The organism is Pantoea sp. B65, from assembly GCF_047308185.1.
GTDB lineage: Bacteria > Pseudomonadota > Gammaproteobacteria > Enterobacterales > Enterobacteriaceae > Erwinia.
Genome location: NZ_JAHXPU010000039.1, coordinates 141,063 through 166,296, shown reverse-complemented (window position 1 = coordinate 166,296; position 25,234 = coordinate 141,063). Strand labels below are relative to the sequence as shown.

Below are 25,234 nucleotides of genomic sequence, written 5' to 3'. Positions count from 1 at the left end.
CATGCATGAAATTTCTCTCTGCTGCAGCACGCTGGAACTGATTGAGCAATATGCGCAACGGCATGGCGCGCATACAGTCACCGCGGTATGGCTGGAAATAGGCGCCCTCTCCTGTATAGAGGAAAGCGCCTTACGTTTTTGTTTCGCCTCGGTCTGCCGGCAAACTCTGGCGGAGGGATGTCAGCTGCATCTGACCGTGCGGCCAGCAATGGCGTGGTGCTGGGAATGTAGCGCCGTGGTCGGCGTAACGCGCCACGGCGCCGGTTGTCCCCAATGCGGCAGTTATAACCTGCGTATTGATAGCGGCGACAGCCTGCAATTAAAGCAAATAGCTATTGAGTAACGGCGGTACAACCCCGCAAGGAGCTATTCTGATGTGCATAGGCATTCCCGGAAAAGTCGTGTCGGCAGGCGAGGATATTTATCAGCCGGCGATAGTCGATGTCTGTGGCGTACAGCGGGCGGTAAATATTGCGCTGGTGTGTGAAGCCGAACCGGCCGCGCTGATTGGCCGGTGGGTACTGGTACATGTGGGCTTCGCCATGAGTCTGCTTGACGAACAGGAAGCGCAGAATACGCTTTCCGCGCTGCAATCGATGCAGAGCGTGGGGCTGGATCTGGATGAAATGCGCCAGAACCCGGCGGCAGGTTGAAAACGTTTATCAGTCAGCCGGCGCAGAAAATCTTAACTTCCTGTAATTGTTAAACACACATTTGAACTTGCCTGTTGCGAAGAGTGCGGAAATGATAAGCGCCTGGGTAAGGAAATGGGCTCAACCTGAGCATAGCCCCGAATTAAAGTGGAGATTGTATGGGTAAAACCAAAATGATGTTGCTGGCAGCGTTACTGGCAACCGCCAGTTCATCATTCGCGGCGCCGCAAACCACCGTGCCGACGACCAGTGTTCCGTCATCATCATCCTATGAAGTGCAGGAATTCAGTGCGGACTTTGTCAGATACAAAATTGGCGATACCGTGCCGGCACTCTATCGCAGCGCTAAATACAATATCAAGCAGTGGCAACAACGTAATCTGCCAGCACCGGATGTCGGTAGCCACTGGACCTATATGGGGGGTAATTACGCGCTGATTACCGATGCCGAGGGTAAAATTCTTAAAGCCTATGATGGTAATATCTATTACCGTCGCTAAGTCTGCCGCGCGCCTGTGCGAGTAACCACTGCCGGCGCGATTAAGCAGCGATTGTCGGCCAGCACTAAAGTGGCCGACAACGAGACTTAAATTTCAGGCCAGACGGCGGCGGGAATCATGACATGACCGGCGAACAACAGGCGGGCAGTGCGCAATACGCGGCAACCGCGTAATTCACCGGAAAGTGATAACTCGGCGACGAGGTTAAATACCCCGGAAGGATGTTCCAGACTAACCGTAAAGTTGCCCGGCACTGCAGGCGCGGCGTCTGGTGGGGAGATAAGCGTTCCCGGTATCAGATAGGCGCTGGCGATGCTTATCGCGGCGAAGACGCCAATCGAACGATGACAATGCTGCAATGAGAAACTGCGCGTGACCATGCTCTGCGGCTTTTCAGAGACCGCCAGCAGGATGATTTTGGGGACTGAGCGCCGTATGACATCGCCCAGCCCCATCCTTGCGCCGGCCACCAGACGTATGGCTTCAATTCTTTTTAACAACCGGCTATTTTGTTCCAGTTGTTCCAGCGATTCTTTGCCTGTCAGACCGAAATCGGCGGCGCGAAGCAATACCACGGGCATGCCATTATCGATACATGTCGCGGCAACACCGTCGATCTCTTCATATTTTTGCCCTGTCGGGAAGGTACGCCCGGCGCTTATCTGCGGCACATACGGAAAAAACAGTTCAATCGCGCTGGCCGTTCCTGGTACGCCGTCGATATGGTTGTCGCCCTGATAAATCACACCTTCGCGATCGCAGGGTACATTCACGATGGTGATCTGCCCGGTATTTTCCATAAACACCCGGACTGGCGTGAGCGGCGGCGTAATATCAACCAGCCCGCGCTCAAGCGCAAAAGCCCCCACCGCCGCCAGAATATTTCCGCAGTTTTGCCCGTAATCGACAAAAGCCTGCTCAACCCTGACCTGGGCGAAGAGATAATCAATATCGCTATCCGGGCGGGTGGAACGCTGAACAATCGCGACTTTACTGGTTAAAGGATCGGCACCGCCAATACCATCAATTTGACGCGCATCGGGCGATCCCATAACCGATAAAAGAGTGGCGTCGCGTAATTCTGCAGACGCAGGCAAATCCTGACGCAGAAAACATGCAGCTTTCGACGTTCCACCTCTCATTAACAAGCACGGGATTTTTCGCTGCGCCATAGGCTGTTTTATTACTCTACATCTTCGGGATTGTCATAATAGCATAATCCTTTTTGGCGTAATTTTTCACGCATATTATAGATGTCCAGCCCGGTCTCTCCCTGCGCCAGACGTTGCCGTTTTACCTCTTCATTCTTGATACGGGCGCTGGCTTTTTCCAGCACCAATTCAGCCGCACAATGGGGAATGACCACCACGCCATCATCATCGGCAACGATGATATCTCCGGGAGTAACAAGCTGACCGCCACAAATAACCGGAACATTGACCGATCCCAGGGTTTCCTTTACGGTTCCCTGAGCGTTAATCGCCCGCGACCAGACGGTAAATCCCATTTCACGCAGTGTTTGCGTATCGCGTACACCGACATCCGCAATCAGCGTGTTAACGCCATGAGCCATCAGCGAGGTGGCGAGCAGATCGCCGAAAAAACCATCCGTGCACAGGGAAGATGGCGCCACTACCAGCACATCTCCGGGATGGCACTGTTCCACCGCAACATGGAACATCCAGTTATCACCCGGGGTGACCAGAACCGTTACCGCGTTGCCAGCAACAGAGACGGACTGCTGTATCGGTCGAATGCGGGCATCCATCAGCCCCTGGCGGTTAAAGGCTTCGTGGGTTGTGGCAACCCCTGCGGCGGCAAAACGCGCGATAATATCCGGCGCGCTGCGGGGAATATTGCGGATCACTACGCCTTTTTTATTAAGCAGATTCATGCCAGATTCTCCGTCACGCGTGGATAAACACTCTGAAAACCTTCTGCATAGCTGATGGTTTTATTGCTGGTGATACCTATATTACGTTTCGCCTGCACACCACGCTGCAAGGCAACGCGCGTATAGTACTCCCATAAATGCTCTTGCCCCTGCATACACTGAATAGCCTGATATTTTTTCTCCCAGATATCGCTAATATCCAGTAAAACATCTGGTTTCCAGTTGCATTGTTCCGGTTGATGCGGTTCAAAACAATAGACCGGCGGCGCTTCCACGACTTTTTCTCCGGGGCGATATCCTTCAGCCTGAGCAATAATTCGCGCTTCCATCGCCAGATTAAACGCCAGCGGATGATCATAGTTGTAAGGGTCATGCATAGAGTGCGTCAAAATGAAATGTGGCTGGATTCGACGACATACATCGGCAAGCCGGAATAAAACCTCTTTATCGCGCGGTAACGGATAATCACCCAAATCAAAAAATTCAATGCTGGCGCCGAGAATTTCCGCTGCCTTTTGTGCTTCCTGCTGACGGATTTCCTTGACGGTATTTTCCGTCATACTGCCTTTACGCCACAGTTTTGCCGATTCGCCGCGTTCGCCGTAAGAGAGGCAGACAATATGCATGTTGTAATGCTGTTCAACATGTAAGGCAATCGCGCCACCCGCTCGCCATACAAAATCAGCGCTGTGGGCGCTGATAACCAGTCCGCTTTGGCGGTTCATTATCTCAGACATTATTCAATTCCTCCGTTAATCACCCGCTCAGAATTGCATGGATAACGTGGCATTGAGTAATGCCAAAACTTGTCAAAGCTATGATTTTTATTTATGTTCAAAATAATAAATCACCTTCAGGACGTGGAAAATGCGTACGCAGGTTGAAGAAAAAAACCTCAATATCATGCAGATAAAGTTTTTTTGCCAAATTGCCCGGCGCGGCAGCATTTCACGCGCCGCTGATGATCTGTTCAGAACCCAGTCCGCCGTAACAAGGTCAATGCATGATCTGGAGGCTGACCTGGGAGTAACGCTTTATGAGCGGCACTATAACGGAATGGTATTGACGGAATACGGCAAACGTTTATTACCGCGCGCGCAAAACGCCATCGAAGATTTGCAGTCCGTCCCTGCCCTGCTGAGCAAACTGAAAGAACGTACCATGACCGTCCGTGAACCCACCGAGCCGGTATGGCTATTTAATACGCGGCGACTCGAGATCTTTCTGCGGTTATATAAAATGAACCACACGCAGACCGTCGCAGAACAACTGCACATCAGCCAGCCTGCGGTAAGCGCTGCGCTAAAAGTTCTGGAGAAAGGTGCGGGAATCTCATTTTTCCGCCGCACAGCGGAAGGCGTAAAACCCACGGTGGCTGCCGATATTATTTACCCGAATATCAGTCGGGCAATCAATGAGCTTGCCCATATCCGGGATGATATCGCCACATGTAACGGGCTGTTAATCGGTAATGTTCGTATTGGCGCATTACCTTTGAGCCGCTCGCAAATTCTGCCGCAGTCAATTACCGCATTTCAGGCCCGACATCCGGCAATAACGGTTCAGACCAATGAAAGCCCTTACGACTCTCTGCTCGCGGAATTACGTTCAGGAAATATTGATTTCATTGTCGGCGCACTGAGAAACCATCAACCGCATTCTGATATCTGTAGCGAAGTTCTGTTTCAGGAAGAGATCATCATTACATCACGCGCCGGACATCGCTTGCTATCATCCTGTCAGCTGCCGGACGATCTGCAAAATGCGCAATGGATTCTTCCACGTTCGCAGACCCCCGCCAGGCATATGCTGGAAACAGCGTTCGCCGCCATCGGGATTGCCCCGCCACAACCCCAGGTGGAAACCGGAGACGCCGCGATGGTCAGAGGACTGCTGCTGCATTCCGATATGCTGGCAGTGGTATCGTCCACCCAGATGGCCTACGAACTGGAAAATGGCATTCTGGCAGTGATCCCGGTGATAATGCCGAACACGCGTCGCAGCATTGGCATTACCTTGCGCTCATCCGGCCTGTTATCGCCAGCGGCGGAAGCCCTGCTCGAATTCATTCGTCGCAATACCCGCTGACAGCCTGATATAAAAAACCACTTTTTTCATAAAAACCAAAATAATTAGCCATAAAAAGGCCCCATTCGCCTGCAATAATTAATTTTTAGCCACCAGCCCGCGGAAAAGTTTAATTATGCCGTCCAAATCACGTTTTTTTATTTTAATTCGATATTCATAAATAAAAGTCATCCTTTAACATTCGACTATTTCACGCCATAAGCTGACAAAATCATCGACACCGGCGCCATATAAATTAATCAGCCATAACGGATATAAAAAAAACTCATAGCCTCTTATGATTAATTAATGTCTGCCTTAGCGGTGCACATGCTAGCATCCAGCCCTATAAACACAGAGTCTGGAGACGTGCATGAAACTGGCAAATTTCCTGTATAAGGATGAAAAGCATTATGGCATGGTGCAAAATAATCGCATTATTGATCTTTTCCCGCTCATGGGAAACAAATACATCTCATTACAGGACGTGCTGCAGCACAACGCCATAGCTGAAATTGAAGAATTTCAAAATAATAAAGAAACGATATCTTTTGATGAAGTTATTTTTCTACCCGTTATTGATACACCAGGGAAAATTTTATGCGTTGGGATGAATTATCAGGAAAAACGCAGAGAGTTCAACGAAAAAAACCAGGCGCCGACAATTTTCATTCGTTTTTCCGATTCACAGATCGGCCATAACCGTCTTATTAAAAAGCCTTTTATTTCAGCCGAATTTGATTACGAAGGCGAACTTGCCGTTATTATTGGTAAAGAATGCTACAACGTTACAGAACAGGAATCCGCCAGCTATATCGCCGGTTATAGCTGCTACATGGATGGTTCGGTAAGAGACTGGCAGCATAGCTGGTATACGGCGGGTAAAAACTGGCCGGCAACCGGGGCTTTTGGGCCATTTATGGTCACGGCAAATGAAATTCCGGATCCGCAAAACCTTACAATTAAGACCATCCTTAATGGTGATATTGTACAGAATGATAATACGTCGAATATGATTCATAAGATCCCGGAGTTAATTGCTTATATCAGTACCTTTACCCGGCTTAGCGCTGGCGACGTAATTATCACCGGATCCCCTGGAGGAGTAGGCATGAAACGGGTTCCGCAACTGTTTCTCCAAAGCGGCGATCTGGTAGAAGTGGAAATTGAACGTATCGGCCGATTAAGCAACCGGATAAGTGCTTAATCAGGATTCACTATTACTTTTCTTTATCACTATAACACTCTGCACCCTGCTATTACTTTAATAATGAATAGAATAAGGTATCCCATGAAAATTGGCTGGTATTCTGAATTATCTTCTGTCGAAAAAAGATCGTGGTTCGCAAGTCTTGGCGGCTATGTATTAGATGCGTTTGATTCAACGATCTTTTCCCTGTCAATGCCTATATTGTTATCGATTGGTTTTCTGGTGAAATCGGAAGCGGGGGTGTTAAGTTCCGTTTCGTTAATTGGTAGCGCGCTCGGCGGCTGGAGCGCGGGGCTACTGGCCGATCGTTTTGGTCGCATCAAGATCATGAAATTAACCGTTATCTGGCTGACCGTATTCACCATGCTAACCGCATTTTGCAATAGTTACTGGGAGTTTTTTGCGCTGCGTTTTTTCCAGGGGCTGGGCTATGGCGGAGAAATGATCGTCAGTGGGGTATTAATTAGTGAAGTTATTCGCTCGTCTTTACGCGGACGGGTAGCTTCAACGATTCAAAGTGGTTATGCCGTGGGCAATGCGCTATCACTGGCGGTGCTGCCGGTAGTACTGGCATATTACCCGCCGGAAAGCGCATGGCGTATTCTGTTCACCCTTGGCGTGATCCCGGCGATCATTGTCTGGTGGATTAGACAAAAAACGCCGGAGTCCTCCGTCTATCTCGGTGGCAAGAAAGATGCCGGAAAAGCAAAAAGCTCAACCATTAAAATTATTTTTGGCCACAGCTATCGCAGAATTACCATCACGGCGACCATTCTTTCGACAGGTATTTTCGGTGGCGCATATGTCATGATCACCTGGCTGCCAACCTATTTACGGCTGAGCCTTGGATTGCCTGTGACTTCAATGTCAGGGTATTTATTCGTCAATATATTGGGTTCACTGATGGGGCCTTTTATTTGCGGATACATCAGCGATAAGCTGGGACGCTGGAAGACCATCATGCTCTTTCTGCTATTACAGACCGGCGTGGTCAGTGTCTATATGTTTATGTCGGTGAATCTGAACATTACTTTGGTGCTCGGCTATTTTCTCGGTGCGCTCCAGGGCGGGTTAGCCTCGTCGACGATGCCCGCATTTTCTGAACTCTATCCAACCAGTATGCGTGGCGGCGGAGCGGGCTTTTGTGCAAGTTTCGGCCGCGGCTTCGGTTCACTGATGCCTGCCGCGGTTGGCTTTCTGACGGCGTATATCCCGTTGGGGATTGCAATGGGCTCGCTGGCCATCGCCTCATATGCCATAGCGTTTATCGCCTCTCTGACACTACCGGATGTGACCGGCGCGGATCTGAATTCAGTCAGTCAGCAAAGGCCGGTTGCGGAGAAGAACCGACAACAGCTTGAAATAAAGTAACAGCCCGCTCTGCTTTATCTCTGCACGCGTCGTGACCTGCAAGCCGTGCGCCTGTGCGAGTAACCACTGCCGGCGCGATTAAGCAGCGATTGTCGGCCAGCACTAAAGTGGCCGACAATGGCAAAACGCTTAGTGGCGACCCAATGCGGCGTCAAACTTCGCCCAACAATCGGTAAGATCCACCACACTGCCGGTTTTACGTGCCTCATCGATCTTGATAGCGGTCAGTCCGGCTTCAAGCGCGTCCAGTACCGACACTTTTAACGGTGTACCGTGCAAAAGGTGTTGCACCACCCCTTCGGCCATCAGCGCATCTGCGCCGTAATGACCATCGTAGGCGTTACCGGCATACTCCTTATTTACCGTCTGCTCACGAGTACGCGCATCATGCAGGCGGAAATAGTTACGGACAAAATCCCCTTCCGCCTGGCCATCGGTACCTATCACACAAAAGCGGCGGAACTCATCCGGCACATTGAGATTGGCGTGAAAAGCCATGGTGGCGCCACCCGCATACTCAATAATCGCCGTCTGGTAATCGACAATATCAGCATCGCTGTCAAATACCGCCTCGGTGCTCGACCAGCCGCTCGGTTTCTCATGATAAAGCTCAGAGGCGGCAGTAATCTTTCCGGTTGGCGTATGGGCCGGGGTAAAGGATTTACGCCCGCCAAAACTGGCCACCCGGCGCGGGCGCTCACCCAGCAGCCCCTGGTAGAGATCAATATCGTGGCAGCATTTTTCGAGGATATACGGCCCGGCGTAACGCTCATAACGGCGCCAGTCACGCATAAAGAAAGCGCCGTGAAATGGCGGAATATGCTCAGTGGCTTCGATCGAGGTGATTTCGCCTAACTGGCCGCTGGCTTTCGCCGCCAGCAGATCCTGATACAGCGGTGAATAGCGCAGAACCAGGCCGACAATAATTTTATCTTCACCATATTCGCCGATCAGCTGCGCCAGCTCGATACTCTGGGCCTCATTAATCACCACCGGTTTTTCGGTAAACACGGTGTAGCCCGCGGTTAACCCGGCACGAATATGCTGCAAATGCATAAAGTTGGGAGAGCCGACCATCAGTAAATCGAAGCCACCGGCAGCCAGCATCTCATCCAGCGAATCAAATGCTTTACCGGCGTCGATACCGAAGGTAGCGAGATTGGGTAAGCCTGCCGGGGCAGGATCTACGTAACCGACAATAGTGAAGTCCGGGTCTGCTTTATTAAATTCGTGCGCCACATGGGACAGACGAAATCCTAACCCGACGATGCCTACTTTCATGTTCAACCCTGCCTGCTCAAGAAATTTGTCAGAAAAGAGAGAAGTAATGCCCCGGCAGTGTCACGCGGCGCATTTGCATATTTTATCGTCACCAACTTATTACGCCAGAAAAACTAAAGTCAACAGCCAAAACCAGTGATAAAATTTAAAAACAAACAACCAATTGATTTTAATCATTTAATTTTAAAAAATTCTATTATATTTATTTGTTATTGCGATTTAAGTTTTTTTTTACGCGCTTTTCGCTCAGAATCAAAGTGGGATAGGGCTGTTGATTGATTACCGATCATCGGGAGGACGGCTTTGCGATCAGAGTATTTTATCAGCGTCGATGGCGGCGGTACGCAATGCCGGACACGGTTAACCGATAAACAAGGCCAGGTACTGGCAAGCCTGAACGGTGGTGCGGCAAATATCTATAGCGACTTTACTGGCGCCATGATCCGGGCAACCCAGCTTATCAATGACACCCTGCAACAGGCGGGGCTACCGGCGTCCGCCAGACGTCAGACCGTTGCCGTACTCGGGCTGGCAGGGGCAAATGTGCAGAGCGTTCGCCAACAGGCTCAGCAGTGGCCGCAGGATTTTGCCCACTGGCAGGTGCTGTCTGATGTGGAAATTGCCTGTCTGGGCGCCCACCGCGGCCAGCCCGGGGCGGTGCTGATTACCGGTACCGGCAGCCAGGGCGCATTCTGGGACGGATCACAATTCCGCTGCGTTGGCGGCTGGGGATTAACCCTTTCAGATCAAGGCTCCGGCGCGTTGCTGGGCAAACGCGCGCTACGCCTTGCCTTGCAGGCACATGAGGGCTTAGTCCCGTCAAGTCCGTTATTACAGGCGCTGATGGCGCACTTTGACCACTCTCCTGAGCTCCTGCTGCGCTGGGCGACAGACGCCACCCCGGCACACTGGGGGCAGTTTTCGCCACAAATATTCGACTATGCCGGCCAGCAGGATCCTCATGGTACGGCCCTGATCGACATCACCGCGCAGGAAATCAGTTTAATGGTAAATCATCTGACAGAAAACGGGCAGCATTGTGTGGCACTGATGGGGGGACTGGCTGCGGCAGTCCACCGCTGGCTGGCGCCCGCAGTTCAGCGTCAGGTGGTGCCGGCAGCAGGCGATGCCCTGACGGGTGGATTGCAACTGGCCTTCACCTGGGGATAATAGTGAACGCCATTACGGCGGCAGCAGCGTCTGCCAGCCAGTTTTCTCCTTCTGGTTCATACTCTTATGATAACTACGCCTTCTATAACAACGCGAATATTACGGCTTATTGTTGAGCTTTCCCCCATCAGCCAGTCGGATCTGAAAGTCCGCAGTGGGCTGAGTATGTCCACCGTCTCTCAGGCAACCAACCGGTTATTAACTAAAGGGGTTATTCAGGAGCTTGGCCTGCGGCGTGAGTCGATGGGCCGGCCGAAGACTCTGCTGGGGCTTAATCCCGATTACGCGACGGTCATTGGTATTCAGCTTAATGCCGAACGAAATCTGATCGTGATGACCGATCTGGCGGGAAACCTGTTGGGGGAGCAGCAAATGCCCTCCGGCGAGCTGACGCCGCGTCAGTTAAGCGATGCGCTGGCAAGATTTATCAAGTCCCTTGGCGAACGCCATGTGGGCGCGATCGGGCTGGCGCTGTCGGGGCTGGTTGACCCGCAAAGCGGCTACTGTATCCGCTCGACAGTGCTGAACTGGGACAATGTCCCGGTGGTAGAGCAACTGGAGTCACGCTTTAATATCCCGGTATTTATTGAAAATGACGCCAATGCGATGGCGCTGGCGGCGCTGGTGTTTGGCCAGCTGGGTCAGGCGCAGTCAGCGATCATTGCCACTTATGGTAAAGGGATTGGCGCCGGGATTATCCTCGACCGCCAGCTGTATCGTGGCCGTCATGGCACGGCAGGAGAGTTCGGCAACGCCCTGCTGGCGGATGGTTCCGGTCGTATACTGGAAGAGCTGGCCTCATCAAAGTCGATTTTACGCACGCTGCAGGGCGAGAATAACGCCGGGCAACCGCTGGCGAAGAATCTGCTGGCGCTCGATCAGCGCCCTTCTCCGTTCACGCTGGAGACGCTGAGAGAGGCCGGGCATCATCTGGGCATGTCGCTGGCCAACCTGGCGGTCGCCCTTGATCCGGATATTGTCTATCTGGCGATGGAGCCGCAAATGGCCTCGCGTATTTTCCTCGATCAGGTGGCGCAGAGCTTCCAGAATTATCGGCTGAAGCTTTCACCCCAGCTGACCCCGTTGCAGTTCCTTACCGAATCTAACCGTATGTGGGCGCTGGGCGCCGCCGGGCTGGCGGTCGATCGCTTAATCGATCTGTTGTCATTGGAAGCGGATGCGGAGAATGAGCAGAACGGCAAAAAACGCAATGATATCAGCCAGCTGTCGTAGTTCCCGGCACGGATCTGTTTGTAGGGGCGGCATTTATGCCGCCCGCACCGGTGGAATCGATTTTCCGTTTAACGCAGCCGCTCGCCCTGTTCGGCAAACAACAGCACCGTCGCCGGATCGATGCCAAGTATCATCGCATCATGCAGCACCACATTTTCCCCGTGGCGTACTTCGGCTACCAGCATCTCATCACGTCCCACATTCAGATAGACATAGTTGGTATGCCCCAGCTTTTCGAGAAAGGTCACCGGCGCGCTAAAACGATAAGCTTCCGGCGCCTCCTGCGGCTGACAAAAATGCTCCGGACGCACGCCAATCCACAGGGTCGTCCCTTCCGCCAGCGGCGTTTGCAATGGACACACCAGCGAGTTTAGCCCGAGATCCGCCACCCGCAGTTGCACTTCTCCCGGACGGGTTGCCACCACCTGGGCGGGCAAAAAATTGATCTTAGGCGAACCGATAAATCCGGCGACAAACATATTATCCGGATCATGATAAATGGTCAGCGGTTCCCCGACCTGCTCAATCCGTCCCTGACGCAGCACCACGATTCTGTCGGCCAGCGTCATCGCTTCCAGTTGATCGTGGGTAACATAAATCATGGTATTGCCCAGCGATTCATGGAGACGGGCAATTTCGATACGCATTTTCAGACGCAGTTCAGCATCCAGGTTGGAGAGCGGCTCATCAAACAGAAAAATGTTCGGCTCACGGATAATCGCCCGGCCAATCGCCACGCGCTGGCGCTGCCCGCCGGAGAGGGCGCGCGGCATACGGTGCAGATAGTCGGTGAGGTGTAACTTCTCCGCCAGCGCATCGACTTTACGCTTCACTTCCTCTTTCGGCTTTTTCGCCATTTCAAGGGGATAAGCAAGGTTATCGCGCACCGTCATATTGGGGTACAACGCATAAGACTGAAACACCATGGCGATCCCGCGCTCAGAAGCTGGCTGGTTAGTCATATCGGCGCCGGCGATCAGCAACTGCCCGTCACTGATCTCCTCAAGCCCGGCGATCATCCGCAATAACGTCGACTTCCCGCAGCCGGACGGCCCGACAAACACCACAAACTCACCGCTGTTGATAGTCAGATCCACGCCGTGAATCACGGTAAGCTGATCCCAGCTTTTTTTCACACTTCTCAGTTCCAGATTCGACATATCGCCCTCGGTTACAGTGACTGCCCCATGTAAATCGCATTACGGCGGAAAATATGCCGGAACCCCAACTTTTCGTAGAAAGCGCACACCTGTTCATTCTGCAAACTGACCCCCAAATGCACGCCGCTCACGCCGGCGGCACGTAACGCCGTCAGCTGATGTTCAATCAGACGTCGCCCCCAGCCGCCATGCTGGGCGAGCGGCAGCAAATTAATATGCAGGTGGGCCGGCCATGGCCCGGTAAGTTCGGCGCTGGCCCTGCCGGTAGTACGGATCTGTGACAACACTTTCATATCGAGCGCCGCCTGCGGCTGGCGATGGGCGTAACGCTGACGCAATTCCGGCCACCACTCCTGCTCCAGGGTGTTTTCAAAGGCCACCGTATCCGGCGCCGCCACCACATAGCCGACCACCTGCTCCCCCATCGCCAGTACAAAGGCAAAGTCAGGGGCGAAAATGGCATACGGCAGGACATATAACAGCCCCGGATAGTGACAATCGCTGTACAACGCGCTGGCATCTTTACCCGCATCCGCTGTTTCGAGGCAAATACGGCTCAGGGCTTCGCGATCTTCGGGTCGCGCCGGGCGGATTTCGCCATGGAGATCTGACTTCATCGGACACTCGCTCATCATTGAACAGATTTAAGCCAACTTAATTAAATCCCACTTTTTTTTCAAGAAAGAATAATTAGCCGTGATCGCGTAAAGACCAATACAGGCTTTAGCGGTCGCTGCCGGTAAGAATATGCGCTTATGGATAAGATTGCCTGGCTGGCACGAAGCGCCTGAATTGCAGGTAAATAGTCGTCACTGCCCTATCCGTCGGACTAAAAAAGTCACGAAGACATAGGATTTTACTATGATATCTTATTGAGATAATTAAAAATTATTCACAGCAACAGGATCAGCCGCCGCGATAACCATACAGGGGACAGACCACAGCTGGAAAGCAGAAATAGCAGCTTTTTATTCTACGGAGTGCGACTATTTTTGGTATTTTTGTGACCAATGTCGGGTTATTGCGTCGTTTAAAATGCTGTTTGACTTTTTTTTTTATATAAAGTAAGTGTAAAGGATGATGATAAAACGAACATCATAAATGGTTAAGTGCGGGATGTGCTTAAGGCGAATGCGCAGGGAGGCTGGTGTTGTTTGTGTCCAGGAGAGTCCTGTCCTATGTGTTATTCATATAAGATTAAGCGTAATTCCCGCACGACACGTCTTACCGCTCTGGCTCTGTTTACCGCGGCGGTGTATGTCTCTCCGGTAAGCGCAGAGACCACCACGGTTGCCGCATGGGATATTTATAACTATCCGGAACAAAGCGCGGTAATTGATAAAGCCATTAAAGACTTCAGCGCTGAGAATCCCGGCGTGCATATCAAGCGTTCGGTTCACGCCTTTGAAGACACCCGCATCCCGCTGAAGCTGGCGCTCTCATCCGGAGACGATCCGCAGGTGGCGCAGGTCAACCAGGGGGGCGGCGATATGGGCGCGCTGGTAAAAGAGAAATTACTGGTGCCGCTGGATGGCTATGCAAAAACCTATAGCTGGACCACCCGCTTCCCGGATTCGATCCTGAAGCGTAACCGCTGGTCGGAAAAGCAGACTTTTGGCGATGGTCATCTGTACGGCGTCGCCAGCCTCGGGGAAATGGTCGGGCTTTACTATAACAAGGCGGTGCTGGATAAGGCCGGGATCCCCCTGCCCAAAACCATGGCTGACTTTGAAGCCGCGCTGGAAAAGTTAAAGCAGGCCGGTACGCCAGGGCTGATGCTGGGTCTGCTGGATGGTAACGCCGGGCAGCAGATGCTGAGTACCTTATGGGAAGATCAGATCGACAGCGGCGAACGCCAGGCGCTGGATAACCTGATCTATGATGTCGGCGGCACATTTAAAGATGCAAAACTGGAAAAAGCCGCCCAGCTAATGCAGGACTGGAACCACAAAGGCTATTTTTTCCCCGGCTTCCAGGGAATTGGTCATGATGATGCCGCGACGTTATTCCAGAGTGGACAGGCGGCGTTCTTTATTAGCGGCACCTGGTATATGGGGCAATTTAAACCCAACAAAGATATTCATTTCGCCGCGCTGCCCGTCTTCCCTGGCGTAAGCAAACCGCTGATGGTGGGGGGAACCGATTTACCGTTCTCGGTGACGGTCACCGCGAAAACCAAAGCGCAGCAAGATGCCGCCGCCCGCTATATTGACTACATAGTCTCTGACAAAGTGGCCAATGAGTGGTTACAGGCCGGCTTCCTGCCCGCCAGCTCCTCCGCCAGCGCCAGGCTGCCAGCGGATAACCCGCTGCTGACCGATGTCTACAGTGTCTGGACGCGCGTCAATCAGAATGATGCTCTCGGCCATTATCTGGACTGGGCAACGCCAACCATGCTGACCACTCTTAATCAGAATGTGCAGTTGTTAATGGCGGACAAAATTACCGCGCAGCAATTGACGGAAAAAGCGGATGAAGATTACCAGAAATATCTCTCTTCATTAAAACACTAACCCCAGGTGATGTGGAAACTGCGACATGCTGAATCGCTCACGCGCAAGTAATGCACTGTATATTTTACCGGCGCTGCTTATTTATAGTGTCTTCCTGTTGTTTCCGCTGATGGCTTCGCTCGGCATCGCGTTTACCGACTGGGATGGTAGTAGCCGCCCCATGTTTATCGGGTTGCGCAATTTTGTGCAGATCTTCCTTGATGAGCAGTTCTGGACAGCTGTGGGTAACAACCTGATATTAATGCTGTTCTACACGCTATTGCCCGTGAGCTTCGGCCTGGCGCTTTGTAGTTTCCTCAGTGAGTTGCGCAGTGGGAAAGAACTGACCGTGCTGCGCGTACTCTTTTTCCTGCCCTATATTATGCCGATGGCGGTGCTGGGGGTGGTCTGGCGCTGGCTGTACAACCCGGCCTTCGGGCCAATTAACCAGTTTCTGCGCCAGATTGGTCTGCCCCACCTCGCCCTCGCCTGGCTGGGCGACTTTACCTGGGCGTTACCTGCCACCGGCATGGTGGCGGTGTGGTACTTTTTTGGTTTCTGCCTGATCTTATTTATGTCCGGCATCCAGCGGATGGACCCGTCAATTAATGAAGCGGCGGCGCTGGATGGCTCATCGCACTGGCAGAAGTTTCGTCGCATCACCCTGCCGGGGCTGCGGCCGGAAATCAAAATCGCCCTGATCCTGACGGTGATCGCCAGCCTGAAAGCCTTTGACCTGGTGTATGTGATGACCCAGGGCGGCCCGGGAACCTCAACGCTGGTAACCAATATGTATATGTATCAGCAGGGTTTCGACCTGCGACACTTTGGTTATGCCTCGGCGGTGGCGATTGTCAGCCTGCTGATTGTCTTTATGATTAACGGCGCCCTTCATTTTGCCATTCGGGAGCGCAAGTAATGACCAGAACTCCGGTATTTTCCCGTGCTCTGCTGTGGTTTCTGGCGTTACTGACCATCGCCCCGTTTGCGATGACGCTGCTGACCTCATTCAAAACCCAGCTGGAGCTGTTTCAGGGGGTATTTACCCTGCCCTCTTCGTTCAGTTTTCAGAACTATATTTCCGCCTGGCAGGATGGTCATTTCCGCATCTATTTTCTTAATTCGGTGCTGGTGGTGATTCCGGTGGTGGTGATCAGTATTCTGGTCGGCATCCTCTCCGGGTTTGGTTTCGCCTTCCTGCGCATCCCGGGTAAAGTACTGTTTAGCCTGCTGATGGCGCTCGGTATGGTATTGCCTTCAGAAGCCTTTATTATTCCGCTCTACCACGAACTGCGCTGGATGGGGCTAACCAATACCTACCTGGCGCTGATCCTGCCGCAGGTGGCGCTCTCCATCCCGTTTACTACCCTGATGGTCGCCACTGCGCTGCAACAGGTACCGCGGGAGCTGATTGAAGCGGCGGTAATGGACAATACTCCGCGCCGCCGTTTGCTGTGGAAAATCCTCGTGCCGGCCATCTGGCCGACCCTTTCCACCCTCGCGCTGCTGCTGTTTATCTGGACCTGGAACGAATTCCTGATCCCGCTGATCCTCGTTAACCAGGAAGACCTGCGCACCCTGCCGATTGGCATGATGTTTTTCCAGAATAAAAATACCATCAACATTCCGGTACTGATGGCCGGGGCGATGATCGTTATTCTGCCGCTGGTGGTGATGTTCCTGATCTTCCAGCGTAAGTTTATTAGTGGTGTCACTCAGGGAGCGGTGAAATAACATGCAGCTGACCCTCAACACGATTGCCGGCAATAGCGGCGAGCAGCCGGTAACCCGCATCCTGCAAAACGCCATCGATCGTGTCGCGACAGCCGGAGGCGGCACGCTGACTATTCCGCCAGGCCGCTACCTGACGGGCGCACTGCTGCTGCCTTCGAACTTTTGTCTGCATCTGCAGGCTGGCTGCGAACTGCTTGCCAGCCCTCACTATGCTGACTATCTGGCGGGCCAGACGCTCACCGTAGCGGAACAATCGAACCGCGCGCTGCTCTATGCTTATGGTCAGCGCAATATTACGCTGTGCGGCGCCGGCTGCATTAACGGCAATGCTGATGCCTGGTTCTCCCCGCAACGTGACGCTCAGGGCTACCGGATACCGGCGCGCGAGCGCCCGCGCATGGTGGTGCTGGAGGATTGCCAGCAGGTACGGCTGCGCGATCTGCAGCTGATCAATGCCCCAATGTGGACCGTGCATCTGGTCAGTTGCCAGCATGTCTTTATCAGCCAGCTGACGATCGATAATGATTTAACCATGGCCAATACCGATGCGCTGGATATTGATAGTTGTCAGCATGTGCATATCAGCGACAGCTATTTTAGCGCCGCCGACGATGGCATCTGCCTGAAAACCACCCGTAAACCGCAACATCTGCGCCGTCCGGCACGCAATATCACCATTAGCGGATGCGTATTACGCTCATACAGCTCAGCTTTCAAGATCGGTACCGAGACGGTGGATGATATTGAAAATGTGATAATGACCGGCTGCACCATCTTCGACAGCAACCGTGCGATTGGCCTGGTCAGCCGCGACGGCGGCGCGTTACGGCGGCTGCGCTTTAGCGATATCAGCTTTGAATGTCGCCATGTCAATCCCTGCCACTGGGGACGCGCCGATCCGATATTTATCTCCTGTCGTTTTCGCGACCCGGCAGTGATCCCTGGCAGCATCACTCAGGTCAGTTTCACTGGGCTGACGGGGATCGGCGAAGGGGCGATAAACCTGCACAGCGACCTCCCCGGCGGCATCCGCCAGGTGTCGGTCAGCCAGCTACAGTTTAGCCAGCAGCAGAGCGCCAGTGAGCAACAGGGCAGCTACGATGTCCGCCCGCCCTGTAATCCCGAGCGCCCGACCGGCAGCGGGTTGGATAACGCTTTCCTGCTGAATCCCGCCAGCGGCGAACCCTTTGGCGTTGAACGCTATCCGGGAGGGATGCCGGCGCTGTTTGCCCGGGGAGTACAGGATCTGCAACTGGCGGCGTTAACTCTCGATCGCCCTTCGCCACTGCCCGCTGGCTGGCACCCGCAGCCCGTGGTACAGCTGGACTCCACCGCAATTTAGCGCCCTGCCAGCGGCTGCAGACGCAGACGCTGGCGGCGGGTCGATTTTTATTTTCACCCTGTCCCCGGCAATACCTAAAGATTGTTCAATACCTCGTCGATAAAGGGAGATACAGATCTCCCTTCTTAAGAGCCATCGTTATGCTAAAGAACATGAAAGTTGTTTCGGCAATCATCCTTATCCTGGTGATATTCAGCGGACTGCAGCTGCTATCCGGCTCGCTGTTCCTGAAAGCTATCTATGGCGATAAAAATAACTTCGCCGCCAATAGCGTACTGTCTCATCAGCAGAGCCAGCTGGGCGATGCATGGGTGACGCTGGTCAAAACCCGGGTAACCATTAACCGTGTCGCCATCCGCATCCTGAAAAATCAAACGGATCCGGCCTCGCTGGCGGCAATCCAGAAGCTGCTGGTCACCGCCGATGAATCACTGAAAAAAGCGGCTGCGCATTATCAAAACTATAAAGCGTTACCGCTGGTCGACGGGCAGAGTGCTGAACTTGCCAGCGAGGTAGAGAAAAAATATCAGGCGATGTATGACGTCATGAGCATGTCTGGTGAATATCTGAAAGCCAATAACTATGCGGCTTACGGTAACCTTGAAGCCCAGGAGGCTCAGGACAACCTCGGCGCTATCTATGATAAATGGCGTTCACAAAACACCCTGTTGCTTGATGCCGGTATTCAGCAAAATGAAAGCGGCTTTAATGCGATGGTTGGGGTATTAGCCGTTATGGCGGTGCTGGTCATTGTACTGGCGATGGCGGTTTGGATGCTGGTGGGGCGGATATTACTGAAGCCGTTAGCCCAGTTGCAAACCCAGATCCAGAATATTGCCGGCGGCGATCTCTCGGTACAACTTGAGCTGAGCGGACGCAGTGAAATGGCCACCCTGGCGCACAGTCTGAAGGAGATGCAACAGGCGCTGATTGCCACCGTCAGCAACGTGCGCGACAGTTCCGATGCCATCTTCAGCAGCGCCAGTGAGATCTCCACCGGTAACACCGATCTCTCGGCGCGCACCGAAGAACAGGCCGCGTCGCTGGAGGAAACCGCAGCCAGTATGGAACAGTTAACCGCGACGGTGAAACAGAACGCCGACAACGCCCGTCAGGCGGCAAACCTGGCGAAATCCGCCTCGGAAACCGCCGGCAGAGGCGGCAAGGTGGTCAGCGGCGTGGTGAAAACCATGAATGATATCGCCGAAAGTTCGAAGAAAATCGCCGATATCACCAGCGTGATCGATGGTATTGCCTTCCAGACCAATATTCTGGCGCTGAACGCCGCAGTAGAGGCCGCACGCGCCGGTGAACAGGGCCGCGGCTTTGCGGTGGTGGCCGGTGAAGTTCGCAACCTGGCGCAGCGCAGCGCGCAGGCGGCAAAAGAGATTAAAGGACTGATTGATAACTCCGTAGAGCGTGTCAACATCGGTTCAGATCAGGTTGCCAGCGCCGGTGAAACCATGCAGGAGATCGTCAGCGCAGTGGTACGCGTAACGGATATTATGGGCGAAATCTCGTCTGCCTCTGACGAGCAGAGCCGCGGTATCGAACAGATTGGTCTGGCGGTACATGAAATGGATCGCGTAACCCAGCAGAACACCACCCTGGTTCAGGAATCAACGGCGGCTTCGGCCTCGCTGGAGTCCGAGGCTGGCCGACTGTCACAGGCGGTGGCGGTGTTCCGCCTGGCTAAAAATCACCAAGCCGCACCGGCGGCGGTTGCGCCGTCCGCAGCGGTCAAAACCATCAAAAAACAGCCTGCCATAGTCGATAATGGCAACTGGGAAACCTTTTGAGTTCACATTTGCCTGGCATATTGCAGGGGAGTTCGCTCCCCTGCTCGCCCGCTGGTAGTCGACGTTAGCGCGCCATCGCCACTGCCTCACCTAATTGCCAGACCGCCATCGCGTAGTGATTACTGTGGTTGTAACGGGTAATCACATAGAAATTCGGCAAGCCATACCAGTACTGATACGACGTCCCCATATCAAATTTCAACAGGCTGACCTGCTGGTCGTCCTGCAATGGCGTTTGCGGGCTGACTCCCGCGCTCATCAGCGCTGACGGGCTGTAACGCGTTTTAAAGCCGCTTTCCAGCCCCGGCGCCTGGCCATTAGCTGGAATGGCGATGGTGCGATTGCTCTGCCAGCCATGCTGTTTAAAGTAGTTCGCCACGCTGCCGATCGCATCAACCGGATCCCACAGATTGATATGACCATCGCCGTTAAAGTCCACGGCATAATCTTTAAATGATGAAGGCATAAACTGCCCGTAACCCATGGCGCCGGCAAAAGAGCCGCGCAGATCCAGCGGGTCATCCTGCTCATTACGCGCCATCAACAGAAAAGTTTCCAGCTCGGCGCTAAAGTAGTCGGCACGTCGCGGATAGGCAAAGGAGAGCGTCGCCAGCGCATCAATAATACGGGTACGGCCCATCACCCGCCCCCAGCGGGTCTCAACGCCGATAATGCCGACAATAACTTCCGGCGGCACGCCATACACCTGCTGGGCACGCACCAGCGCATCCTGATACTGATTCCAGAACACCACGCCATTCTGCACATTATCCGGCTGGATAAACTTACTGCGATAGCGGATCCATGCGCCATTCGGACCCGATGGCCCCTGCCCAACCGGCGCCTGGCGATCCATCAGCCGCAGCACGCTGTCGAGTCGTTTGGCCTGCGCCAACACATCATGCAACTGTTGCCGATCGAAACCATGCTTATTAACCATATTATCGATAAAACGTTCGGCTGCCGGATTACCGGCAAAATCCCCGCCTAATGGATGTATATTATGCGCTGGATCGAGCAGAAACCCGCCGCCGGGTGCGGGTGCGGAGGCGCCGCTAAAAGGATTGCCGGACTGCGCATCTGCCGGTGGGGTCGGTTTGCTGCTACAGGCAGCCAGTAAAGTAATCAGTGGTAATAGTGTGACGAGAGAACGCATTACAAATCCAGCTTGCCAGGTCGAAAGGAGAAGTAAGTTGTATGGTAAGCATTGCTGCGCAACGAGTAAAAAGAAATCCGGCCATTTTGCCGCTAATTTTTCTTATAGTGCGCGTAACCCGTTGGCGTCGTGCTGGCAGCGCCGCAATTCCCGTCGCTGATGATTGATGTTAGCCTGATAACTGTCTGCATCTCAGGGAGAAAATTGTGCATATCCGTCTGTTTACTGAAGCTGACCGCCCTTTTTTACGTACCCTTTTTTTAGCGGCGCGCAAGGCCAGCTGGCACTGGCTCGACAGCAGCGGCTGGCGGCTGGAAGACTTTGATCGCACCACGCTGGGAGAGACCATTCTGGTCGCTGAAGAAGATGGACACCGTCTCGGTTTTGCCGCCGTACTCAAAAATGACAACTTTCTGCACAGCCTGTTTGTCGATCCCGCAGTACAGCGGCGCGGCGTCGGCAGCGCCCTGCTGCAGGCGGTTGAGCAAAGTTTTACCTCCACCGGGGCGCTTAAATGCCTGAGCGCCAATCGCATTGCGCGGCAGTTTTATCAGCAGCACGGCTGGTCAGAGGTGGCTACCGGAGAGAGTGAACAGGGAGAGTATGTATTGATGCATTATATCGCAGGACAACGCTGACCATCGCCAGCGTTGTTGGCTAATCTCAGGCCACTTTAACCGGGCCGCGGTTAAAGTGGCATGCAGCAAAGGTGGCAACCCGGCGCGCGGGCATCACTTCACTCAACCCACAGCGCCTGGACGTCAAAACGCGCACTCATCGACAATTACAGCGCGCGAAAGGCAATATCACCGGGGATCACTTCCCCCTGCCAGTAAAGCTGAGCCGCTACCGCGCCGGCCAGCTGGCGGTAAAGGCGGGTGAAATCGCTGTCCGGGCGGCGCACTACCGTTGGCTGACCCGCATCCAGATCTTCGCGCAGAACGATATGCAGCGGTAACTGGCTGAGCAGCCGCGTGTGATAGCGCTCCACCAGCTGCTGCGCGCCGCCGCTGCCAAAAATCGCTTCATGGTGGCCGCAGTTGCTGCAGATATGAACACTCATATTCTCCACCACGCCCAGCACTGGTACATCGACCTTCTCAAACATCACGATGCCTTTGCGTGCATCGATCAGGGCGATATCCTGCGGCGTGGTGACCACAACCGCGCCGGTTACCGGCACATTTTGCGCCAGCGTCAGCTGAATATCACCGGTGCCTGGCGGCATATCGAGGATCAGATAGTCCAGTTCCGGCCACAGGGTTTCATTTAGCAACTGCATCAGCGCCTTACTGGCCATCGGTCCGCGCCATACCATGGCATTATCGTCGGTGACTAGATAACCAATCGAGTTGGTCGCCAGACCGTGCGCCATAATCGGCGCCATATGGGTGCCGTCAGGTGAAGTTGGCCGCTGATCTTCGGCGCCGAGCATGTTCGGCACCGATGGCCCGTAGATATCCGCATCCAGGATACCGACCTTCGCCCCTTCAGCGATCAGCGCCAGCGCCAGGTTCACCGCGGTGCTGGATTTACCTACCCCACCCTTGCCGGAACTCACGGCGATAATATTTTTAACGCCGTTCACCCCGGCATGGTTCTTCACCCGCTTCAGGGTGGCAATCTGATGGGTTAAGCGCCAGTCGATGGCGCCGGCGCCGGTGATACGCAGTAAATCCGCACTGCTACGCTCTTTCAGTACGTCAAACCCGCTTTGCCAGGCGAACGGCATCACCAGTTCGATATGCAGGGTATTATCCATCAGCGCCACATGGTGCAATGCTTTAAGTTTGGTCAGAGTGTGCTGCAGCGTTGGGTGTTCAAATGCGGTCAACACGCCCATGACCATAGCACGCAGCCTTTCCGGCGTGTGCTGACCTTGGGATCCTGAATTCATCCCGGCTCCTTGATAGCTTTATTGTTAGGGTCCGCAGACCTGAGCCGCTTAGCCCGGTCTCAAGGGTAAGCATACCAGATGTCGCCGTCATGGCGTGGCGCAGCCGTGGAAATTTCAGCTTTAGCGCCGGGGCGTCAAACCCTTTGTTTACGCAGGGTCGGCCTTTCGGTTAACATCTAAAGCCCTTTTTAAACCAGAAGAAAGCAAGTTCTACTATGACTCAAGTCGCGAAGAAAATTTTGGTAACGTGCGCACTGCCGTACGCCAACGGTTCTATCCATCTCGGCCACATGCTCGAGCATATCCAGGCAGATATTTGGGTCCGTTACCAGCGAATGCGCGGCAATCAGGCTTACTTCATCTGTGCGGATGACGCACACGGCACGCCAATTATGCTGAAAGCTCAGCAGATGGGCATTGCGCCAGAGCAGATGATCGCCGAAATGAGTCAGGAACATCAGACCGATTTTGCTGGCTTCAATATCAGCTATGACAATTACCACTCGACGCACAGCGACGAAAACCGTGAGCTGTCATCGCTGATCTATGGCCGTTTGAAAGAAAATGGCTTTATTAAAAACCGCACCATTTCTCAGCTGTACGATCCGGAGAAAGGCATGTTCCTGCCCGACCGTTTCGTGAAAGGTACCTGCCCGAAATGTAAATCGGCCGATCAATATGGCGATAACTGTGAAGTCTGCGGCGCAACTTACAGCCCGACCGAACTGATTGATCCGAAATCAGTGGTTTCCGGCGCGACGCCGGTGATGCGCGATTCTGAGCACTTCTTCTTTGATCTGCCGGAATTCAGCGCCATGTTGCAGGCGTGGACCCGCTCCGGCGCGTTGCAGGAACAGGTAGCGAATAAAATGCAGGAGTGGTTCGAATCGGGTCTGCAGCAGTGGGATATCTCCCGTGATGCGCCGTATTTCGGCTTTGAAATTCCTGATGCGCCGGGCAAATATTTCTACGTCTGGCTGGATGCGCCAATTGGCTACATGGGGTCATTTAAAAATCTGTGTGACAAACGTGGCGACATCGATTTTGACGCTTTCTGGAATAAAGACTCCGATGCCGACCTGTACCACTTTATCGGCAAAGATATCGTCTATTTCCACAGCCTGTTCTGGCCAGCGATGCTGGAAGGCAGCAACTTCCGTAAACCAACTAACCTGTTTGTGCATGGTTATGTCACGGTTAACGGCGCGAAAATGTCGAAATCACGCGGAACCTTTATCAAGGCCAGCACCTGGCTGCAGCATCTTGATGCCGACAGCCTGCGTTACTACTATGCGGCGAAACTCTCTTCGCGTATTGATGATATCGACCTGAACCTGGAAGATTTCGTGCAGCGCGTCAATGCCGATATCGTCAATAAAGTGGTGAATCTGGCGTCACGTAATGCCGGTTTTATCAACAAGCGTTTTGGCGGAAAACTGGCCAGTGAACTGGCGGATCCGGCGCTGTATCAAACCTTTACCGATGCCGCAGCAAGCATTGGCGAAGCCTGGAACAGCCGTGAATTCAGCCGCGCCATCCGTGAAATTATGGCGCTGGCCGATCTGGCCAACCGTTATGTTGACGAGCAGGCGCCGTGGGTAGTGGCAAAACAGGAAGGGCGCGATGCCGATCTGCAGGCGATCTGCTCCATGGGTATCAACCTGTTCCGCGTACTGATGAGCTGGCTGAAACCGGTGGTGCCATCACTGGCGGAGCGTGTTGAAGCGTTCCTCAATGTGGAACTGAGCTGGGAAGGTATCCATCAGCCGCTGCTGGATCACCAGATCGCCACCTTTAAGGCGCTGTACAGCCGGATCGAAATGGATAAAGTTAACGGCCTGATTGAAGCGTCAAAGGAAGATGCCGCCGCAGCCAAACCGGCGCTGACCGGCCCGCTGGCGGACGATCCGCTGCAGGACACCATCAGTTTCGATGATTTTGCCAAAGTCGATATGCGTATTGCGCTGATCCAGAAAGCGGAATTTGTTGAAGGTTCTGACAAGCTGCTGCGTCTGTCGCTGGATTTAGGCGGTGAGACCCGTCAGGTATTCTCCGGCATTCGTTCCGCTTATCCGGACCCGTCGCTGCTGGAAGGCCGCCTGACGGTGATGGTGGCTAACCTCGCGCCACGCAAAATGCGTTTCGGTATTTCCGAAGGGATGGTGATGGCGGCAGGTCCTGGCGGTAAAGATATCTTCCTGCTAAGCCCGGACAGCGGCGCACAACCCGGTATGCAGGTGAAATAAACCGCACTGCAGGGGCGGCCTTGCTGCTC

General features: G+C 53.6%; 23 protein-coding genes. 15 read left to right on the top strand and 8 right to left on the bottom strand.

The window, feature by feature from the left end:
• The first annotated feature begins 1 nt into the window (after position 1).
• From hypA to JWF83_RS19065, 3 genes are all read left to right on the top strand, one after another.
• Positions 2–343: a hydrogenase maturation nickel metallochaperone HypA gene (hypA, locus tag JWF83_RS19075; RefSeq protein ID WP_413651986.1), complete on the top strand. Its 342-nt coding sequence runs from the start codon at positions 2–4 to the stop codon at positions 341–343.
• A 31-nt stretch (positions 344–374) separates the two neighbouring features.
• Entirely contained in the window at positions 375–653 is a 279-nt protein-coding gene (gene hybG, locus JWF83_RS19070; protein WP_413651985.1) for a hydrogenase maturation factor HybG, read from the top strand.
• Positions 654–811: 158 nt separating this feature from the next.
• Entirely contained in the window at positions 812–1,153 is a 342-nt protein-coding gene (locus JWF83_RS19065) for an RcnB family protein (RefSeq protein WP_413651984.1), read from the top strand.
• 86 nt (positions 1,154–1,239) lie between these two features.
• Here the strand turns inward: JWF83_RS19065 and JWF83_RS19060 are convergent, their stop codons facing one another.
• The 3 genes from JWF83_RS19060 to JWF83_RS19050 are packed head-to-tail and all read right to left on the bottom strand — an operon-like array spanning position 1,240 to position 3,784.
• Positions 1,240–2,325 (bottom strand): 2-methylaconitate cis-trans isomerase PrpF family protein, encoded by a 1,086-nt coding sequence (locus JWF83_RS19060; protein WP_413651983.1) that lies wholly within the window; start codon positions 2,323–2,325, stop codon positions 1,240–1,242.
• Between the two features lie 11 nt (positions 2,326–2,336).
• Entirely contained in the window at positions 2,337–3,047 is a 711-nt protein-coding gene (locus JWF83_RS19055) for a 4-carboxy-4-hydroxy-2-oxoadipate aldolase/oxaloacetate decarboxylase (RefSeq protein WP_413651982.1), read from the bottom strand.
• Positions 3,044–3,784, bottom strand: coding sequence for a PIG-L deacetylase family protein (locus JWF83_RS19050; RefSeq protein ID WP_413651981.1), 741 nt, complete (start codon positions 3,782–3,784; stop codon positions 3,044–3,046). The genes JWF83_RS19055 and JWF83_RS19050 overlap by 4 nt, the downstream gene beginning before the upstream one ends.
• Positions 3,785–3,914: 130 nt before the next feature.
• Here JWF83_RS19050 and JWF83_RS19045 point away from each other — a divergent pair, with 130 nt between their 5' ends.
• From JWF83_RS19045 to JWF83_RS19035, 3 genes are all read left to right on the top strand, one after another.
• On the top strand, positions 3,915–5,135 hold the full coding sequence (locus tag JWF83_RS19045) for a LysR family transcriptional regulator (protein ID WP_413651980.1): 1,221 nt from the start codon (positions 3,915–3,917) through the stop codon (positions 5,133–5,135).
• A 352-nt stretch (positions 5,136–5,487) separates the two neighbouring features.
• The gene (locus JWF83_RS19040) at positions 5,488–6,321 is read left to right on the top strand and encodes a fumarylacetoacetate hydrolase family protein (RefSeq protein WP_413651979.1); all 834 of its coding nucleotides are present in this window, start codon (positions 5,488–5,490) and stop codon (positions 6,319–6,321) included.
• Between the two features lie 63 nt (positions 6,322–6,384).
• A complete protein-coding gene (locus tag JWF83_RS19035) occupies positions 6,385–7,695 on the top strand; it encodes an MFS transporter (protein WP_413651978.1) in 1,311 nt (436 codons plus the stop codon).
• Between the two features lie 129 nt (positions 7,696–7,824).
• Here the strand turns inward: JWF83_RS19035 and JWF83_RS19030 are convergent, their stop codons facing one another.
• Entirely contained in the window at positions 7,825–8,976 is a 1,152-nt protein-coding gene (locus tag JWF83_RS19030) for a Gfo/Idh/MocA family protein (RefSeq protein WP_413651977.1), read from the bottom strand.
• A gap of 303 nt (positions 8,977–9,279) precedes the next feature.
• Here JWF83_RS19030 and JWF83_RS19025 point away from each other — a divergent pair, with 303 nt between their 5' ends.
• Positions 9,280–10,146, top strand: a complete 867-nt coding sequence (locus tag JWF83_RS19025) for a BadF/BadG/BcrA/BcrD ATPase family protein (protein WP_413651976.1) — start codon at positions 9,280–9,282, stop codon at positions 10,144–10,146.
• Positions 10,147–10,212: 66 nt separating this feature from the next.
• On the top strand, positions 10,213–11,379 hold the full coding sequence (locus JWF83_RS19020) for an ROK family protein (protein ID WP_413651975.1): 1,167 nt from the start codon (positions 10,213–10,215) through the stop codon (positions 11,377–11,379).
• Positions 11,380–11,447: 68 nt separating this feature from the next.
• On the opposite strand, the gene JWF83_RS19015 is transcribed toward JWF83_RS19020, so the two are convergent.
• Together JWF83_RS19015 and JWF83_RS19010 are read right to left on the bottom strand one after the other, a co-directional pair.
• Complete coding sequence (locus tag JWF83_RS19015) at positions 11,448–12,539, bottom strand: ABC transporter ATP-binding protein (protein WP_413651974.1); 1,092 nt, start codon at positions 12,537–12,539, stop codon at positions 11,448–11,450.
• Between the two features lie 11 nt (positions 12,540–12,550).
• Complete coding sequence (locus JWF83_RS19010) at positions 12,551–13,156, bottom strand: GNAT family N-acetyltransferase (protein ID WP_413651973.1); 606 nt, start codon at positions 13,154–13,156, stop codon at positions 12,551–12,553.
• A 561-nt stretch (positions 13,157–13,717) separates the two neighbouring features.
• Here JWF83_RS19010 and JWF83_RS19005 point away from each other — a divergent pair.
• From JWF83_RS19005 to JWF83_RS18985, 5 genes are all read left to right on the top strand, one after another.
• Positions 13,718–15,052 (top strand): extracellular solute-binding protein, encoded by a 1,335-nt coding sequence (locus JWF83_RS19005; protein WP_413651972.1) that lies wholly within the window; start codon positions 13,718–13,720, stop codon positions 15,050–15,052.
• Positions 15,053–15,077: 25 nt separating this feature from the next.
• Positions 15,078–15,950: a carbohydrate ABC transporter permease gene (locus JWF83_RS19000; RefSeq protein WP_413651971.1), complete on the top strand. Its 873-nt coding sequence runs from the start codon at positions 15,078–15,080 to the stop codon at positions 15,948–15,950.
• The gene (locus JWF83_RS18995; protein ID WP_413651970.1) at positions 15,950–16,765 is read left to right on the top strand and encodes a carbohydrate ABC transporter permease; all 816 of its coding nucleotides are present in this window, start codon (positions 15,950–15,952) and stop codon (positions 16,763–16,765) included. The genes JWF83_RS19000 and JWF83_RS18995 overlap by 1 nt, the downstream gene beginning before the upstream one ends.
• Position 16,766: 1 nt before the next feature.
• Positions 16,767–18,107, top strand: a complete 1,341-nt coding sequence (locus tag JWF83_RS18990; protein ID WP_413651969.1) for a glycoside hydrolase family 28 protein — start codon at positions 16,767–16,769, stop codon at positions 18,105–18,107.
• A gap of 140 nt (positions 18,108–18,247) precedes the next feature.
• On the top strand, positions 18,248–19,906 hold the full coding sequence (locus JWF83_RS18985; RefSeq protein WP_413651968.1) for a methyl-accepting chemotaxis protein: 1,659 nt from the start codon (positions 18,248–18,250) through the stop codon (positions 19,904–19,906).
• Positions 19,907–19,970: 64 nt separating this feature from the next.
• Here JWF83_RS18985 and mltB read toward each other — a convergent pair whose 3' ends face one another.
• Complete coding sequence (gene mltB / locus JWF83_RS18980) at positions 19,971–21,062, bottom strand: lytic murein transglycosylase B (protein WP_413651967.1); 1,092 nt, start codon at positions 21,060–21,062, stop codon at positions 19,971–19,973.
• A 206-nt stretch (positions 21,063–21,268) separates the two neighbouring features.
• On the opposite strand from mltB, the gene JWF83_RS18975 reads away from it, so the two are divergent.
• On the top strand, positions 21,269–21,700 hold the full coding sequence (locus JWF83_RS18975; RefSeq protein ID WP_413651966.1) for an N-acetyltransferase family protein: 432 nt from the start codon (positions 21,269–21,271) through the stop codon (positions 21,698–21,700).
• A gap of 146 nt (positions 21,701–21,846) precedes the next feature.
• Here the strand turns inward: JWF83_RS18975 and apbC are convergent, their stop codons facing one another.
• The gene (gene apbC / locus JWF83_RS18970) at positions 21,847–22,959 is read right to left on the bottom strand and encodes an iron-sulfur cluster carrier protein ApbC (RefSeq protein ID WP_413651965.1); all 1,113 of its coding nucleotides are present in this window, start codon (positions 22,957–22,959) and stop codon (positions 21,847–21,849) included.
• Between the two features lie 215 nt (positions 22,960–23,174).
• On the opposite strand from apbC, the gene metG reads away from it, so the two are divergent.
• Positions 23,175–25,205 carry a methionine--tRNA ligase gene (metG, locus tag JWF83_RS18965; protein WP_413651964.1) on the top strand — a complete coding sequence of 677 codons (2,031 nt, stop codon included), beginning with the start codon at positions 23,175–23,177 and terminating at the stop codon, positions 25,203–25,205.
• Positions 25,206–25,234: the final 29 nt, after the last annotated feature.

Bases quoted from the DNA above. Each gene is read 5' to 3' on its own strand.
- JWF83_RS19065 (WP_413651984.1), top strand. From the start codon at position 812: ATGGGTAAAACCAAAATGATGTTGCTGGCAGCGTTACTGGCAACCGCC.
- JWF83_RS19010 (WP_413651973.1), bottom strand. From the start codon at position 13,156: ATGAAGTCAGATCTCCATGGCGAAATCCGCCCGGCGCGACCCGAAGAT.
- JWF83_RS19000 (WP_413651971.1), top strand. From the start codon at position 15,078: ATGCTGAATCGCTCACGCGCAAGTAATGCACTGTATATTTTACCGGCG.
- JWF83_RS18995 (WP_413651970.1), top strand. From the start codon at position 15,950: ATGACCAGAACTCCGGTATTTTCCCGTGCTCTGCTGTGGTTTCTGGCG.
- hybG (WP_413651985.1), top strand. From the start codon at position 375: ATGTGCATAGGCATTCCCGGAAAAGTCGTGTCGGCAGGCGAGGATATT.
- JWF83_RS19035 (WP_413651978.1), top strand. From the start codon at position 6,385: ATGAATAGAATAAGGTATCCCATGAAAATTGGCTGGTATTCTGAATTA.
- JWF83_RS19020 (WP_413651975.1), top strand. From the start codon at position 10,213: ATGATAACTACGCCTTCTATAACAACGCGAATATTACGGCTTATTGTT.
- hypA (WP_413651986.1), top strand. From the start codon at position 2: ATGCATGAAATTTCTCTCTGCTGCAGCACGCTGGAACTGATTGAGCAA.
- JWF83_RS19050 (WP_413651981.1), bottom strand. From the start codon at position 3,784: ATGTCTGAGATAATGAACCGCCAAAGCGGACTGGTTATCAGCGCCCAC.
- JWF83_RS19055 (WP_413651982.1), bottom strand. From the start codon at position 3,047: ATGAATCTGCTTAATAAAAAAGGCGTAGTGATCCGCAATATTCCCCGC.
- apbC (WP_413651965.1), bottom strand. From the start codon at position 22,959: ATGAATTCAGGATCCCAAGGTCAGCACACGCCGGAAAGGCTGCGTGCT.
- JWF83_RS18990 (WP_413651969.1), top strand. From the start codon at position 16,767: ATGCAGCTGACCCTCAACACGATTGCCGGCAATAGCGGCGAGCAGCCG.
- metG (WP_413651964.1), top strand. From the start codon at position 23,175: ATGACTCAAGTCGCGAAGAAAATTTTGGTAACGTGCGCACTGCCGTAC.
- JWF83_RS19030 (WP_413651977.1), bottom strand. From the start codon at position 8,976: ATGAAAGTAGGCATCGTCGGGTTAGGATTTCGTCTGTCCCATGTGGCG.
- JWF83_RS19040 (WP_413651979.1), top strand. From the start codon at position 5,488: ATGAAACTGGCAAATTTCCTGTATAAGGATGAAAAGCATTATGGCATG.
- JWF83_RS19005 (WP_413651972.1), top strand. From the start codon at position 13,718: ATGTGTTATTCATATAAGATTAAGCGTAATTCCCGCACGACACGTCTT.
- JWF83_RS19015 (WP_413651974.1), bottom strand. From the start codon at position 12,539: ATGTCGAATCTGGAACTGAGAAGTGTGAAAAAAAGCTGGGATCAGCTT.
- JWF83_RS18985 (WP_413651968.1), top strand. From the start codon at position 18,248: ATGCTAAAGAACATGAAAGTTGTTTCGGCAATCATCCTTATCCTGGTG.
- JWF83_RS19060 (WP_413651983.1), bottom strand. From the start codon at position 2,325: ATGGCGCAGCGAAAAATCCCGTGCTTGTTAATGAGAGGTGGAACGTCG.
- mltB (WP_413651967.1), bottom strand. From the start codon at position 21,062: ATGCGTTCTCTCGTCACACTATTACCACTGATTACTTTACTGGCTGCC.
- JWF83_RS19045 (WP_413651980.1), top strand. From the start codon at position 3,915: ATGCGTACGCAGGTTGAAGAAAAAAACCTCAATATCATGCAGATAAAG.